Origin of the sequence: Mammaliicoccus sp. D-M19 (assembly GCF_022386695.1) — a bacterium.
Lineage (GTDB): Bacteria > Bacillota > Bacilli > Staphylococcales > Staphylococcaceae > Mammaliicoccus > Mammaliicoccus sciuri.
The window spans coordinates 1-14047 of sequence record NZ_JAJNHW010000006.1 but is presented as its reverse complement, the minus strand read 5'-3'; the positions used below and the strand labels follow the sequence as shown (position 1 = coordinate 14047).

Sequence of the window (14047 nt, the reverse complement as noted above, 5' to 3'; positions counted from 1 at the left end):
TGGTGGTGCAGAATGACACAGCAAATATTACTAAGAGTTGTTAACGCAACTAAATATTATTATATAAGCAAAGAACAGAATAAATTTAAATCATTATTTAAGTTAAAGCACCTTAATAAAGACATTGTACTTAAAAATGTTACCGTGCATCTTTATAGAGGTGAAGTGCTAGGTATTATCGGTGATGATCAATCTGGTAAAGAAATGATTAGTAAATTAATGATTAAAGAAGTTGCACCTAATTTAGGTAAAGTAACAAATCATGCCCAAACATTTTTAGCAGATGTTAGGCATAAAGCTGATGATCATCAAACTTTAAATGAAATGATCATTCGTACTTTGAGTTTATCAGGTGTAGAAATTAGAGATATTACGACGATTCAAAGACAAATATTAAGCTTTGCAAAATTATCGGATAAAGCTTCAAAGACGTGCCAAGATATAAATGAAGCGGAATATGCTCAATTATTAGTTAGTATAGCCAAATATATGAGACCTACTGTTGCAATTTTTACTAACATCATTCAATACTTAGACGAATCATTTCAAAAGAAGTTCCATGAATTTTTAAATGAACAAAAAGAATATGATCGTGCAGCTGTCGTAATTGATGACCATATTCATTCAATAGAGAAGATGAGTAATTATCTTATCTGGTTAACTTATGGTCAAGTTAGAAAAGAAGGTACCGTAAAAGAAGTGTTGGGTTACTACCGAGAATATCATAAGAAATATAATCAAATTCAAGATAAAGACCAAAAAGAACTTTACGATCTAAAATGGAAGATGGCTCAACAAGAACTACCTATAGCGCATGGCGAAGGTTATAAAAGAATGCGTAAATATCAATACGGTAGAGTGCCGAAATCTATTGAGAAAATGATATTTTATGGCTTAACATTTATCTTTGGTGCTACATTAGCAGCACTATTTATGTTTATAGGTGTAGGAAGCTCTCCGACAGAAAAAGAAGTTACATCCAAACAGGTCATCACAACAAACAGTGAACCAAAATACATAGATAAGTCAGCTTATGTCCTATCGTTGAAACATGATACAGAACTTACACCTTCATCCAAAGGTTCAAAGTTGAAATTACCTCAGTATAGTTTTGTAGATGTAACAGGTGAAAATCAATCTAATTATAGACTTGAAGTAGATGATAAGACTTATATCTCTAAGAAGAATAACTTGTACTTTTTCAATCCGGCTGGACTATATGAAGACGTTGATTGGTCAGATTTAGAAGATTATGTTGATGATAGTTATTTAAATTATATTGATTTTTATAATAGTTTTATGCATAAATCACATAAGAAAGTTTCTGAGACGATCACAGCTGATAAGGCAAACCGATTTAATGAACAAATGGAAGGCCAAAAAGTACATATGGTTTTCGACAGTGACAATCAATTAACTGGTTTTACATTTGATATGAAAAACAAAGCAAAATTAGTTAAGAAATATAATATTTCAAGTGACACTTGGGTAGTTAAATCAAGAGATGGCTTTATGATAGCAGACTTAGCAGAAAACAAATGGATTTTTATACAATTATAGGAGGTCAATATGAAAGAATTATTTGAACAACATATTAAACATTTTCCACATATGCTTAAATATTGCTTCTATGAAGTTAAAACTCATTATAAATATTATGTATCTGCTTTTGCTATCATGTTAGTATTATTGATCTTCACATATTTGAAGTTACGGATTACTGATGCGATAGATGTACAACAATCAACATCTTATTATAAGTTGATTGGCTTTTTCGCTTACATGTGGGTCTTTTTATCACTTTTCAATTCTGAAAAGACAGTCAGAAAGCAAGGGGCACTTTATAATAGATTGTCGGTACCATACTATGTAGGTGCTTCTTCACAAGTATTTTTAACGATGATTATGTTCTTAATTGTTGTAACACTTACAGGGATAGTTTCAACTTTTTCGACATCAAATTTAATCGAAATTAACCATTTAGGCTTTTTCTATTATTTAGTTATGGCATACATATTACTTGTACCAGTAGCATCTATTATTGGCGTGTTTGGTAAATATGTATATTCTGCACGATTTATTGTTTTCGGATTATTGATTGTATTATTATTTGTCGTACCGATATTGTACGTACCTAATAATATGTATGCAGTTTGGGTCAATGTCTTAAAACTCAATCCATTATTCTATATTATTAATGGATTCCAACAATCAATGGTGTTAGGTAACGCATCCGTTACGAATTTGCCATATCATATTCTATTCTATTTTGAAGTAGCATTTATTTATTTAGCTTGGATCAATATTAATAAAGCTTATAAAACTGAATACTTTAAATAAAAAAATTAAGGCTGAGATGATTTAATCGTCTCAGCCTTAATTGTATTTCTAAGCTTCAAGTTTTTTCATTAATTTTTCTTCGGTAAATACCCAACCAATATATGAGTTTGTCACTTTCATATCATCGTCTAAATGCAAAATAGCTACAAATGGGTAATGACCATTCTTCAAATATCTTAAATCAATAAATCTTAGTTCTGTTGTTTGTTTATCTATTCTTGTAACTTCCCATCGATAAATAGAACTGAAACTTAAGAAAGATCTTAAATTCTCATCATATTTAGCATAAGCCATTATATGGTCATTCGGGAATGCTTGTCTTTTGAATACATCATTAAATGCTACGTTTCGACCATAACTTCGGCCAACATAATCATGCGTTTCAGTTTGAATGGCAATACGCCATTCCATAAATCGTATTGTAGGTGCAACAAATATTTTAACAGGATTATCTTCTTGTTGTATTTGTTTTAAAGCTTGGTCTTTTATCGCTTTTTGTAATATAAATCGAACAATATAATAGAATATTAACAAGAAGTACAATGTACCAAAGGCAATGCCAGCATTTACACCAAGTGTCCAGAACAGTATTGCAATTAAGTGTGCTACAAAGATAATGGGGTCGAACGTATTAATAATACTTAACTGAATCCATTTATTAGATATCGGTCTAAGCGCCTGAGTACCATATGAATTAAAAATATCTACAAAAACATGAAAGAATACGGCGAATTGCGTCCATAACCAAATATGCAAGACATCTACTCCTGGAAAGATAACAAATATTAGAAACGTTAATATTAATGGCCATAATAGTGTAAAAGGTATAGAATGTGTGATACCTCTATGATTTTTAACATATATCGCATTATTTTTTAATTTTAATACTGTATCAATATCAGGTATTTGTGATCCAACCATTATACCAGTTGCCACTGCAGCAAATGTAGGTGTAACATGTGGATCTAATGTCGCAAGACCAGTTAACGCAACACCCATAACAACGTGTGTACCAGTATCCATAAAAATCACCACTTTACTTTAATCTATATGATATATATTATATAGCATATGCATAGTAATCTGAAAGCAATTCACAAGAAAGTAGTGTCATAAATGATAGAAACGAAACAATTTAAAGACGATTTGCTTAATTGGTTTCATAAAAATAAACGACAAATGCCATGGAGAGAAACATCAAATCCATATTATATTTGGTTAAGTGAAGTAATGTTACAACAAACACAGGTTAATACTGTTCGACCATATTACAAAGCTTTTATTGAGCGTTTTCCAACTATAGAAAGTTTAAGTGAAGCAAACGAAGAAGATGTACTTAAATATTGGGAAGGTTTAGGTTATTATTCTAGGGTTAGAAATTTTCAAGAAGCGGTTAAAGAAGTGCACCATAGTTATCACGGAGTAGTTCCAGATAACCCAGATGATTTTAAAAAATTAAAAGGCGTTGGCCCATATACAAATGCAGCAGTTATGAGTATCGTCCATAATCATCCGATTCCAGCAGTTGATGGTAATGTGTTAAGAGTGTGGAGTAGATTGACTGGTAATGACAGTGATATAGCTGCGCCGAAGACTAAAAAATTATACGAAGATGAATTACAGCCATTTGTAGAAGAACATTCTGGAGATTTTAATCAAGCAATGATGGAATTGGGCGCAACCATTTGTACACCTAAAAAGACTTTATGTATTATGTGTCCTGTTCAAAAACATTGTTATGCATTTGCTAATGGTGTAGTAGAGGAATTACCAGTTAAAAAGAAAAAAATAAAGAAAAAGACAATTGACTTTAACGTATTATATATCACGAATCGTTCTGGAGAGATATTAGTACGCCAAAGAGATACGAAATTATTGAATGGCATGTGGGAATTTCCAATGTTTGAGGCTGATGAAAGTATACACAGCATTGAAGAAACATTAGATGCAGTCATTGATATTGATCAAACGGCTGAATTTACAACTAAGCATGTTTTTACACATATGACATGGAATATGAATGTATACCGTGCCCATACTCAAAAAAGTGAATTTGATTACCCATATAAATGGATTAAAAAAGAAGAAAAAGACCAGTTATCATTTTCAACATCTATGAGTAAAATTTTTAATCAACTCAACGGATAAAGGATAAGAAACATAATTTTAGCTTATTTATTTAAATATGATATAATAACTTGGTAAATATTTAAAAGGTGGTGTGGAACATGGTCAAAGAATCCATACCAAAAGAAGGCCAAGTAATTAAAATACAAAGTTATAAACATGATGGTAATATACATCGTGTGTGGTCTGAAACAACAATTCTTAAAGGTACGAGTCATGTTATTATCGGTGGAAATAATCGTACACTCGTAACAGAAAGTGATGGTAGAACTTGGGTGACAAGGGAACCAGCGATTGTTTATTTCCATTCAGAATATTGGTTTAACGTCATTTGTATGTTCCGCGAAGACGGTGTTTATTATTATTGTAATTTATCATCACCATTTGTTTGTGATGAGGAAGCGATTAAATATATCGATTATGATTTAGACATTAAAGTTTATCCAAGCGGCAAATATCATTTGTTGGATGAAGACGAATATAAACAACATATGAAGCAAATGAATTATCCTAAAGACATTGATGTAATACTTAGAAGAAATGTTGATATTCTACAACAATGGATTGAACGCAAGAAAGGACCATTTGCGCCAGACTTTATTAAAGTTTGGCAAGAAAGATTTCATTCAATTGATAGACGTAATTCTTGAGAATGAAAATATCACAGCCTAGCTAAAGCTAGGCTGTTTCGTTTGGACTAAGATTGGGGGAACGGTAATGATTAAAAGGTATTTACAATTCGTAAAACCATACAAATGGCATATTGTAGGTACGATTATCATTGGAATTTTAAAATTTGGTATCCCGTTATTACTTCCATTACTGATTAAATATGTAATTGATGATGTAATTAATAATGGCGCACTATCAATTGGACAAAAAACAGAAAAATTAACATATGCAATGTTAATTATGGGATTCATATTTGTTGTACTAAGACCACCTATAGAATACTTTAGACAATATTTAGCACAATGGACATCTAATAAAATTCTGTATGATATTCGAAAAAAATTATACACACATTTACAAGCATTAAGCTCAAGATTTTATGCTAATAATAAAGCAGGGGAAGTTATATCACGCGTGATTAATGACGTAGAACAAACTAAAGACTTTATTCTTACAGGACTTATGAATGTTTGGTTAGATTTAGTAACTATCGTCATCGCATTAAGTATTATGTTTGTTTTAGATATTAAATTAACATTTACGGCAATTGCGATTTTCCCAGTATTTATATTTAGCATTTATTACTTCTTCGGAAAATTACGAAGTTTGACGAGAAGAAGATCGCAAAGTTTAGCAGAACTTCAAGGATTTCTTCATGAACGCGTTTCAGGGATGTCTGTTATCAAAAGTTTTGCTATTGAAAAAAATGAAGAAAAACGATTTGATAAAAGGAACCAAAACTTCTTAACTAAAGCAACTGATCATACGAAATGGAATGCTAAATCATTTGCAGTTATTAATACAGTTACAGATATAGGTCCATTATTAGTAGTAGGTATCGGTGGTTTTCTTGTTATTCAAGGGAATTTAACTGTTGGGACATTAGCAGCATTTGTAGCATATCTTGAACAGTTATATGGACCTTTAAGAAGATTGGTTTCATCATCTACAACTTTAACGCAAAGTATTGCTTCAATGGACAGAGTATTTCATTTGTTTGATGAAAAATATGATGTCAAAAATGAAGATGACGCACAAGACATTGTCATTAAAGAAGGGCACATTACATTTGATGACGTATCATTTAAATATAATGATTATGAAGATGAAGTACTTAAACATATTAACTTAGATATTAATAATGGTGAAACGGTCGCATTTGTAGGTATGAGTGGTGGCGGTAAATCAACACTTATTAGTTTACTGCCTAGATTCTATGATGTGACGAAAGGTAGCATTAGTATTGATAATCATAACGTTAAAGATTTCACAACTGAAAGTCTTAGAAATCAAGTAGGTATGGTAGAACAAGATAATATTTTATTCTCTGATTCAATAAAAGAAAATATCTTATTAGGTAAACCAGATGCATCTGACGAAGAAGTTATAGAGGCAAGTAAAAAAGCGAATGCACATGACTTTATAATGTCGCTACCAAATGGTTATGATACAGAGGTCGGCGAACGTGGTGTGAAATTATCAGGTGGACAAAAACAAAGAGTTTCTATTGCAAGAATATTCTTGAATAACCCTCCTGTATTAGTACTTGATGAAGCGACGAGTGCACTTGATTTAGAAAGTGAAAAAATTATTCAAGATGCACTTGAAATATTAAGTACTGAAAGAACGACTTTAATAGTTGCGCATCGATTATCAACGATTACACATGCAGATAAAATAGTTGTTATTCAAAATGGACAAATTGAAGAAGTTGGTTCACATAAAGAATTAATGGCAGCACAAGGCAGTTATTACAACTTATATAATATTCAATCATTCGGGTAAAATTACAACACCCCCTCATTCTATGCTATTATTAATTTAATAGAGATAGACTGAGGGGGAATTTTTATGACTTTTTTAAGCATACTACAATTGATTGTGAATATTTTATTCTTTGTCATCATTATTGGTGGTATTATTGCTTGTATTTCTTTGTATGTGATAGATAAAAGACAAAAGCATCATAGTGTTTTAAGAAATTACCCGGTTCTTGGTAGAGTAAGGTATTTTTTAGAGAGTATAGGACCAGAACTTAGGCAGTATTTAATACTAAATGATAATGCTGGAAAACCATTTTCAAGAAAACAGTATTTAAATATCGTCATGCCAGGTAAATATAAAAATAGAATCGAAAGTTTTGGATCGTTGAGAAAATTTGAAGAGCCAGGATTCTATTTACAAAATACTATGTTTCCAGTAGACCATGATGAATTAGAAATTAACCAAGATGAACAAATGTCTACTTTTATTTATGAAATTTCTAATGAAGGGCTTTTTGATCGTAAAGAAGAACAAAAACAAAAAGATGTTGATCCATATAAATTAACATCAGACAATCAAATTATTATAGGTGATGACTTAAAACATCCGTTTATCGTTAATAGATTGATTGGACAATCAGGTATGAGTTATGGGGCACTCGGTAAAAATGCGATTACTGCATTGTCAAAAGGATTGGGCAGAAGCGGTTCATGGATGAATACAGGAGAAGGAGGATTAAGCGATCATCATTTAAGTGGAGGTTGTGATATCATCTTTCAAATAGGACCAGGTTTATTTGGTGTTCGCGATAAAGAAGGGAACTTCGATGAAACAGAATTTATTGAAAAAGCCAACATGAATCAAGTTAAAGCATTTGAATTAAAGTTAGCACAAGGGGCAAAAACGAGAGGCGGACATATTGAAGGGGCAAAAGTAACAGAAGAAATTGCTGAAATTAGAAATGTAACGCCTTTTGAAACAGTTAACTCACCCAATAGATTTGAATTTCTTCATAATAATAAAGAGTTGTTACAATTTGTCCAGAGGTTGAGAGAACTATCTGATAAACCAGTTGGTATTAAATTAGTTGTCGGAAATATAAATGATTTAAAGAAATTAATTCATGAAATGGTTTCATCAAACATTATTCCTGATTTTATTACAGTTGATGGTGGAGAAGGTGGAACAGGAGCGACTTATCAAGAGCTTGTCGATACTGTTGGTTTGCCATTATTTTCAGCATTGCCAATATTAGATGTAGAACTTAAAAAATTTAAAATAAGAGATAAAGTGAAAGTTTTTGCATCTGGAAAACTCATCACACCAGATCAAATAGCGATTGCTTTAGCATTAGGCGCGGATCTCGTTAATGTAGCAAGAAGTTTAATGATTAATGTTGGTTGTATTATGGCTCAACAATGTCATACAAACAATTGTCCGGTAGGTGTAGCTACTACAGATCCAAAAAAAGAATCAGCCTTAGTTGTATCTGAAAAAGAATACAGGGTTTCAAATTATATTGTGAGTTTACATGAAGGATTATTTAATTTAGCTGCAGCAGTAGGTGTGAAAAGTCCAAATCAAATAAATGAAAACCATTTATTATATAGAAGTGCTAATGGAAATGTAATGAATGTTAAACAATATAAAAAATCTATATATAAAGAGCAGTAAAAATAGACCTGAACAGATAACTGTTCAGGTCTATTTTTATAAATCAAAATCTTCATCTTCAATTTGAATGTCGCTATCTTCTGGATGAAATTTGAAATAACTAGAAGATAATTTGTCTAAATGTAAAATAGTCGCTTTATAATCTAACATAGCTGAAATAACTTGCATGACATTCTCAATATAGTAATCTTCTTGATCAGGATTGTCCATAATATCTTTAATAAATATTTCCATTAAATCTTCTTTATATGGTTCTACTAAATAATCTGGAACTTGATCAATTTCGTGTTTAGCTTTTTGTGATATTCTTACTAATATTTGTTCATGCTGCGCCATTAGTTCATCCAGTTCAAACTTCATTTGTACTTTGAGATCATCATTTAAGTTATGAATATCGTTTTCGTAACGATTCATTTTTCTTAAAACTTCGTATGCTCTTCGTGTTGATGCAATAATCTCTTTGAAAAGAATCTTCTTACGCATTTGGCTAAAAGCTTGTTTCTTTGTGTAGGCTCTTTCTTCTTTATAATATAAATAAAATTGCTCAAGCTTTACGATACGTGTTCTAATTGTTTCTAAATCTTGCTTTACGTAGTGAAATTCAGTTGTACCATTTAACACTAATCTAAACCATTTAAAGATGTCAGTAGAAATATTGAGTGAGTTATAATACATTTTAGTTTCGAATTTCGGTGGTAGAAACGTAAAGTTAACAAGGAAAGCACTTAATACACCAATCATAACTAAGACGAAACGATAGAATGCAGAGATATAGAAATCTCCTTCGTGATGCCCAAGTATGATTAAAGCTGTAACAACTGCTAAGTTAGAAACATGTTGTAGATTAAATTTGTAAAGTATTGAAATAATGATAATCGCTGTTAAACCGATAAATACAACATTGTTCCCAAATATAGAGAATATGGCAACAGCTGTAATCGCACCAATAACATTACCTTGAAACTGTTCTACAATCGTTTTGAACGAACGATAGACACTTGGTTGCATGGCGACCATTGCAGCAACACCAGCTATTGATGTTATCATTGCTGGTCCTGGCAGTAAATTAGCTATAAATATTGCTAGGACAATCGCGATACCAGTTTTAAATATTCTTGCCCCAAATTTCATAAAACCATTCCTTTTTGTTTTTAAAACAGGGTTGTAACAAATATCACAAGCCTAGTATATATTGGTTATACAACGTTTTGGCTAACTTTTCAAGTTTATAATTGAGAGAAAGCGTAATCAACTGCATTTAATGTTTGATTTATGTCTTCTTCAGTATGTTCAGTCGTTAAGAACCATGCTTCATATTTAGAAGGTGCTAAATTAATACCTTGATTTAACATTAACTTAAAGAATTTTGCGAACTGTTCACCGTCAGTATTTTCCGCTTGAACATAATTTTCAACTTTTTCGTCTGTAAAGTAAAGTGTTAAAGCACCCTTGATTCTATTAACTGTTGCTTTAACGTTATGTTTTTTAATTAATTCTAATAAACCTTCTTCTAATTGTTGACCTAATTGATCTAATTTATCGTAAACACCAGGTTGTTCTAATATTTCTAATAATGCAATACCAGCCCTCATAGAGAGTGGGTTACCTGCCATTGTACCTGCTTGGTATGCTGGACCAAGTGGTGCAACATGTTCCATGATTTCTTGGCGTCCGCCGTATGCACCGATTGGTAAGCCGCCTCCAATAACTTTACCAAACGCTGTTAAGTCAGGATAAACACCTAATAAATCTTGTGCAGCACCATAATGGAATCTAAATGCTGTAATGACTTCATCATAAATGACTAAACCACCGTATTGATGCGTTACTTCATTTACTGCTTCTAAAAAGCCTTCTTTAGGTTCCACCATACCAAAGTTTCCGACGATTGGTTCTACTAATACACCAGCAACTTGATCTCCCCAATGTTCCATAGCTTCTTTAAATGAATCTATATCATTAAATGGAACTGTAATAACTTCTTGCGCCACACTTTTTGGTACACCAGCAGAATCAGGTGTGCCAAGTTGAGATGGGCCACTTCCTGCAGCAACAAGCACTAAGTCAGAATGTCCGTGATAACATCCTGCGAATTTAATGATTTTATCTCGCTTAGTATATGCACGTGCAACTCTAATTGTTGTCATAACAGCTTCAGTACCAGAGTTTACAAATCTAATTTTTTCTAACGATGGAATAGCGTTACGTAGTTTTTTAGCAAATGTAATTTCATATTCAGTAGGTGTACCGAATAATACACCATCTTCAGCTGCAGCTTTAATGGCTTCCGTAATATGTGGATGTGCATGTCCAGCTATGATTGGTCCATATGCTTGAAGATAGTCAATATATTTGTTGCCATCAACATCGTAAAAATACGCACCTTTACCTTTTTGCATAACTACAGGTGCGCCACCACCTACAGCTTTATATGAACGAGATGGTGAATTGACACCACCAAGAATATATTCATTTGAAAGTGTTTGTAAGTACTCACTTTTTGTAAATTCCATATTATCAACCTCTTTTAATTTAATTATTTTCATTTATATCGTATCATAAAATTAAACATCTATCGTTTATAAGGAGTGTAAAATATGATACAAATTGGTGAAAAATTTCCGGATTTCAACTTAAAGAATCAAAATGGTGAATTAATTAGTAATGAGGACTTAAAAGGATCTAAAGTCGTTGTTTATTTTTACCCTAGAGATAATACACCGACATGTACGACAGAAGCATGTGATTTTAGAGACAACTTAGAAGATTTTAATGAGTTAAATACGAAAGTTTATGGTATTAGTGGAGATAGTGAAAAGAAACACGCTAATTTCTTTAATAAACATAATTTGAATTTTGATTTACTAGTAGATGAAGATTATAAGCTTTCTGAAGAAGTAGGCGTATATCAATTGAAGAAATCATTTGGTAAAGAATCAATGGGTATCGTTAGAACGACTTTTGTTTTAGATGAAGAAGGTACTGTCATACATAAAATAGACAAAGTGAAAGTTAAAACTCAAATTGAAGACTTAAAAAACTTTATAAAGGAATGATATAAATGAAAGTCGTTACTTTAATGAGGCTAAAAGAACAGGAAGAGAGATTAAAAGAAACGTTTCCTAATGTAGATTTTATATTTTATAAGCATCCGAACGAAGCTCGCGATGAAGATTTAGAAGATGTAGATATATTAGTTAGTTATCATGGAGAAGTAAATCCTTCATTTTTAGATAAATGTAAAAATATAAAACTTATCGCATGGTTTGCAACAGGCGTGAATCAATTACCTTTAGATTATATACAAGATAGAGGAATTAAATTAACTAATGCAAGAGGGGTACACGCTATTCAAATCGCTGAATTTATTTTTGCATATATTTTAAATGATATTAAACTATTCAGAACTTCATACGAGTCTCAAAAGAAACGTGAATTTAATCATAAGCTTAAACCTGATTCTATAAATGAGAAGACGATTTTATTTTTAGGTACAGGTAAGATTCCTCAAAGAACTGCTGAAGTAGCTAAAGCATTTAATATGAAGGTTATTGGCATTAATACAACTGGACATGTAGTACCTGGATTTGATGAAGTTTATTCTATAGAAGAAAGACGTCATGTATATCATAAAGCTGACTTTATTGTGAATGTATTACCTGAAACAGAAGAAACGATACATTTACTTCAAAAAGAGGACTTTAAGCAAATGAATGAAGATACACATTTTATAAATGTAGGTAGAGGTACAGTCGTATCAGAAAGTGTCTTATATGAAGCTTTGAGTAGTAAAGATATTAGATATGCTTCTATAGATGTATTTGAAGAAGAACCATTACCTGAAAACTCTCTACTATATGATTTAGATAATGTGTTTATCACAGCTCATATTACAGGTAATGATCTTAATAATTTAAAGAGAAGTACAGATATTCTAATTGAAAATCTCAAACATATTAAAAATGATGCGTCAGATAAGTTAATAAACATTGTTAACGCAGAAGCGGGATACTGATTAATTGTTTGACAAAATGCTACTAAAAGGGATATATTATAAATAATAATCATTATAAATTAGAAGGTGGGTGTAAGGATGCAACAAAATATTGAGAATGTTGAACATATGTTAGACGATGCAATAGGTACTTTAAGAAGTACTGGTGTTCGTATTACACCACAACGTCAATCGATACTTCAATATTTAATCGAAACAGATAGTCATCCTACTGCTGATGAAATTTATCAGTCACTTTCACCACAATTTCCAAATATGAGTGTTGCTACAGTTTATAATAACTTAAAAGTTTTTAAAGAAACTGGGCTTGTTAAAGAATTAACTTACGGTGACGCTTCAAGTCGTTTTGATTTTGAAACACATAATCACTATCATATTATCTGTGATCAATGTGGTAAGATATCTGATTTTCATTATCCACGATTAGATGAAGTAGAACAATTGGCACAACATGTCACTAGTTTTTCAGTAACGCACCACAGAATGGAAATATATGGTGTTTGTCCAGAATGTCAAAACAAGAATAAATAATACAAAAAGCTAAAGGCTGTTGCCTTTAGCTTTTTTTCTTTTCTTCAGCATGTTCTTCAGTTTGCTGCTCTTCTAATTTCTTAGATTTGCGCTTATTATTATAATCTTGATTAAAGGCTTTACCCTCTAAGTTCTTATCTAATGTAAGAGGTTGGTTACAATTAGCACAAATATCTGCTCGTCCTAACATCTTTGTATAATGATCACAGTTTGGACATTGCACTTGTATAGTTCGAGAACTTAACATGCCAATCCAAAAGTAAACTATAAATGAAAGACCAAGAGCTAACATTCCTAAAACTAAGAAAATACTAAATACAATTTGGCTCTTAAAATAGTAAAAGAAGAATACACCTATGTACATAACAATCATACCTAAGAAGATTAATCCTAATGCAAAAGATCTAATTCTATTAATTTTACTAGTAGGTTTTTTGCGAAATAGCTTCAAATCTATTCCCTCCATACTTATTAATACTGATAAAGTATAGCATAATTTCTATTAAAATATATAGTCCCTAATAAAGCGAAATAATACACAATTTTGTTTGTATAAATCGTTGACGTAAACTATATATCTTGATATTATATAAAAGTCGTCAAAACAGACAGACATCGCAAAATAAAACGATTGTTAAAAAGGTTAATAAAGTGTAAATTTAACGCTTGAAATTAACTAAATAACAATGTAATATAAATTATGCAAGTTAATTGAAACGGAAACGACCACTTGAAAAGCTGAGTCAAACCGAACAAAACAAATTATTATTTTTTAAAAATAATCCTTGACTTGATATTCAATAACGAGTATAATTGTTTCTTGTAGCGATTAAAATGAACATTGAAAACTGAATGACAATATGTCAACGTTAATTCCAATAATTGAGTACTGAAAGTACTTCAGAGTGATTGGCTTAACCAATC

13 protein-coding genes are annotated in these 14047 nt (G+C 31.3%); 9 read left to right on the top strand and 4 right to left on the bottom strand.

Annotated features, from left to right (window positions below; all coding sequences use genetic code 11):
• Positions 1-12 precede the first annotated feature (12 nt).
• Together LQ675_RS11160 and LQ675_RS11155 are read left to right on the top strand one after the other, a co-directional pair.
• A complete protein-coding gene (locus tag LQ675_RS11160) occupies positions 13-1560 on the top strand; it encodes an ABC transporter ATP-binding protein (RefSeq protein ID WP_048540688.1) in 1548 nt (515 codons plus the stop codon).
• A gap of 9 nt (positions 1561-1569) precedes the next feature.
• Positions 1570-2340: an ABC transporter permease gene (locus LQ675_RS11155; RefSeq protein ID WP_048540689.1), complete on the top strand. Its 771-nt coding sequence runs from the start codon at positions 1570-1572 to the stop codon at positions 2338-2340.
• A gap of 48 nt (positions 2341-2388) precedes the next feature.
• On the opposite strand, the gene LQ675_RS11150 is transcribed toward LQ675_RS11155, so the two are convergent.
• Positions 2389-3363 (bottom strand): metal-dependent hydrolase, encoded by a 975-nt coding sequence (locus tag LQ675_RS11150; RefSeq protein ID WP_048540690.1) that lies wholly within the window; start codon positions 3361-3363, stop codon positions 2389-2391.
• Positions 3364-3456: 93 nt separating this feature from the next.
• Between LQ675_RS11150 and mutY the strand changes: the two genes are divergently transcribed.
• The 4 genes from mutY (at position 3457) to LQ675_RS11130 (ending at position 8577) form a co-directional block, all read left to right on the top strand.
• The gene (gene mutY, locus LQ675_RS11145; protein WP_107602219.1) at positions 3457-4488 is read left to right on the top strand and encodes an A/G-specific adenine glycosylase; all 1032 of its coding nucleotides are present in this window, start codon (positions 3457-3459) and stop codon (positions 4486-4488) included.
• A gap of 80 nt (positions 4489-4568) precedes the next feature.
• Positions 4569-5117, top strand: coding sequence for a nucleoside tri-diphosphate phosphatase (gene ntdP / locus LQ675_RS11140; RefSeq protein WP_025907189.1), 549 nt, complete (start codon positions 4569-4571; stop codon positions 5115-5117).
• Between the two features lie 67 nt (positions 5118-5184).
• Positions 5185-6924, top strand: a complete 1740-nt coding sequence (locus LQ675_RS11135; protein WP_239728268.1) for an ABC transporter ATP-binding protein — start codon at positions 5185-5187, stop codon at positions 6922-6924.
• A gap of 66 nt (positions 6925-6990) precedes the next feature.
• On the top strand, positions 6991-8577 hold the full coding sequence (locus LQ675_RS11130; RefSeq protein WP_048540692.1) for an FMN-binding glutamate synthase family protein: 1587 nt from the start codon (positions 6991-6993) through the stop codon (positions 8575-8577).
• Between the two features lie 36 nt (positions 8578-8613).
• Here LQ675_RS11130 and LQ675_RS11125 read toward each other — a convergent pair whose 3' ends face one another.
• Together LQ675_RS11125 and LQ675_RS11120 are read right to left on the bottom strand one after the other, a co-directional pair.
• Entirely contained in the window at positions 8614-9708 is a 1095-nt protein-coding gene (locus tag LQ675_RS11125; RefSeq protein WP_048540693.1) for an FUSC family protein, read from the bottom strand.
• Between the two features lie 95 nt (positions 9709-9803).
• Positions 9804-11090 (bottom strand): glutamate-1-semialdehyde 2,1-aminomutase, encoded by a 1287-nt coding sequence (locus LQ675_RS11120; protein ID WP_048540694.1) that lies wholly within the window; start codon positions 11088-11090, stop codon positions 9804-9806.
• A gap of 84 nt (positions 11091-11174) precedes the next feature.
• Between LQ675_RS11120 and bcp the strand changes: the two genes are divergently transcribed.
• The 3 genes from bcp (at position 11175) to perR (ending at position 13123) form a co-directional block, all read left to right on the top strand.
• Positions 11175-11633 (top strand): thioredoxin-dependent thiol peroxidase, encoded by a 459-nt coding sequence (bcp, locus tag LQ675_RS11115; protein ID WP_048540695.1) that lies wholly within the window; start codon positions 11175-11177, stop codon positions 11631-11633.
• A gap of 5 nt (positions 11634-11638) precedes the next feature.
• On the top strand, positions 11639-12592 hold the full coding sequence (locus tag LQ675_RS11110) for a phosphoglycerate dehydrogenase (RefSeq protein WP_048540696.1): 954 nt from the start codon (positions 11639-11641) through the stop codon (positions 12590-12592).
• Between the two features lie 78 nt (positions 12593-12670).
• Complete coding sequence (perR, locus tag LQ675_RS11105; protein ID WP_025907200.1) at positions 12671-13123, top strand: peroxide-responsive transcriptional repressor PerR; 453 nt, start codon at positions 12671-12673, stop codon at positions 13121-13123.
• Positions 13124-13148: 25 nt separating this feature from the next.
• Here the strand turns inward: perR and LQ675_RS11100 are convergent, their stop codons facing one another.
• Complete coding sequence (locus LQ675_RS11100) at positions 13149-13589, bottom strand: YgzB family protein (RefSeq protein ID WP_048540697.1); 441 nt, start codon at positions 13587-13589, stop codon at positions 13149-13151.
• Positions 13590-14047 lie beyond the last annotated feature (458 nt).

What these genes read in the sequence shown, in the direction of transcription:
- perR (WP_025907200.1), top strand. Translation starts at nt 12,671, where the DNA reads ATGCAACAAAATATTGAGAATGTTGAACATATGTTAGACGATGCAATA.
- LQ675_RS11160 (WP_048540688.1), top strand. Translation starts at nt 13, where the DNA reads ATGACACAGCAAATATTACTAAGAGTTGTTAACGCAACTAAATATTAT.
- ntdP (WP_025907189.1), top strand. Translation starts at nt 4,569, where the DNA reads ATGGTCAAAGAATCCATACCAAAAGAAGGCCAAGTAATTAAAATACAA.
- LQ675_RS11110 (WP_048540696.1), top strand. Translation starts at nt 11,639, where the DNA reads ATGAAAGTCGTTACTTTAATGAGGCTAAAAGAACAGGAAGAGAGATTA.
- LQ675_RS11155 (WP_048540689.1), top strand. Translation starts at nt 1,570, where the DNA reads ATGAAAGAATTATTTGAACAACATATTAAACATTTTCCACATATGCTT.
- mutY (WP_107602219.1), top strand. Translation starts at nt 3,457, where the DNA reads ATGATAGAAACGAAACAATTTAAAGACGATTTGCTTAATTGGTTTCAT.
- LQ675_RS11130 (WP_048540692.1), top strand. Translation starts at nt 6,991, where the DNA reads ATGACTTTTTTAAGCATACTACAATTGATTGTGAATATTTTATTCTTT.
- bcp (WP_048540695.1), top strand. Translation starts at nt 11,175, where the DNA reads ATGATACAAATTGGTGAAAAATTTCCGGATTTCAACTTAAAGAATCAA.
- LQ675_RS11100 (WP_048540697.1), bottom strand. Translation starts at nt 13,589, where the DNA reads ATGGAGGGAATAGATTTGAAGCTATTTCGCAAAAAACCTACTAGTAAA.
- LQ675_RS11150 (WP_048540690.1), bottom strand. Translation starts at nt 3,363, where the DNA reads ATGGATACTGGTACACACGTTGTTATGGGTGTTGCGTTAACTGGTCTT.
- LQ675_RS11125 (WP_048540693.1), bottom strand. Translation starts at nt 9,708, where the DNA reads ATGAAATTTGGGGCAAGAATATTTAAAACTGGTATCGCGATTGTCCTA.
- LQ675_RS11135 (WP_239728268.1), top strand. Translation starts at nt 5,185, where the DNA reads ATGATTAAAAGGTATTTACAATTCGTAAAACCATACAAATGGCATATT.
- LQ675_RS11120 (WP_048540694.1), bottom strand. Translation starts at nt 11,090, where the DNA reads ATGGAATTTACAAAAAGTGAGTACTTACAAACACTTTCAAATGAATAT.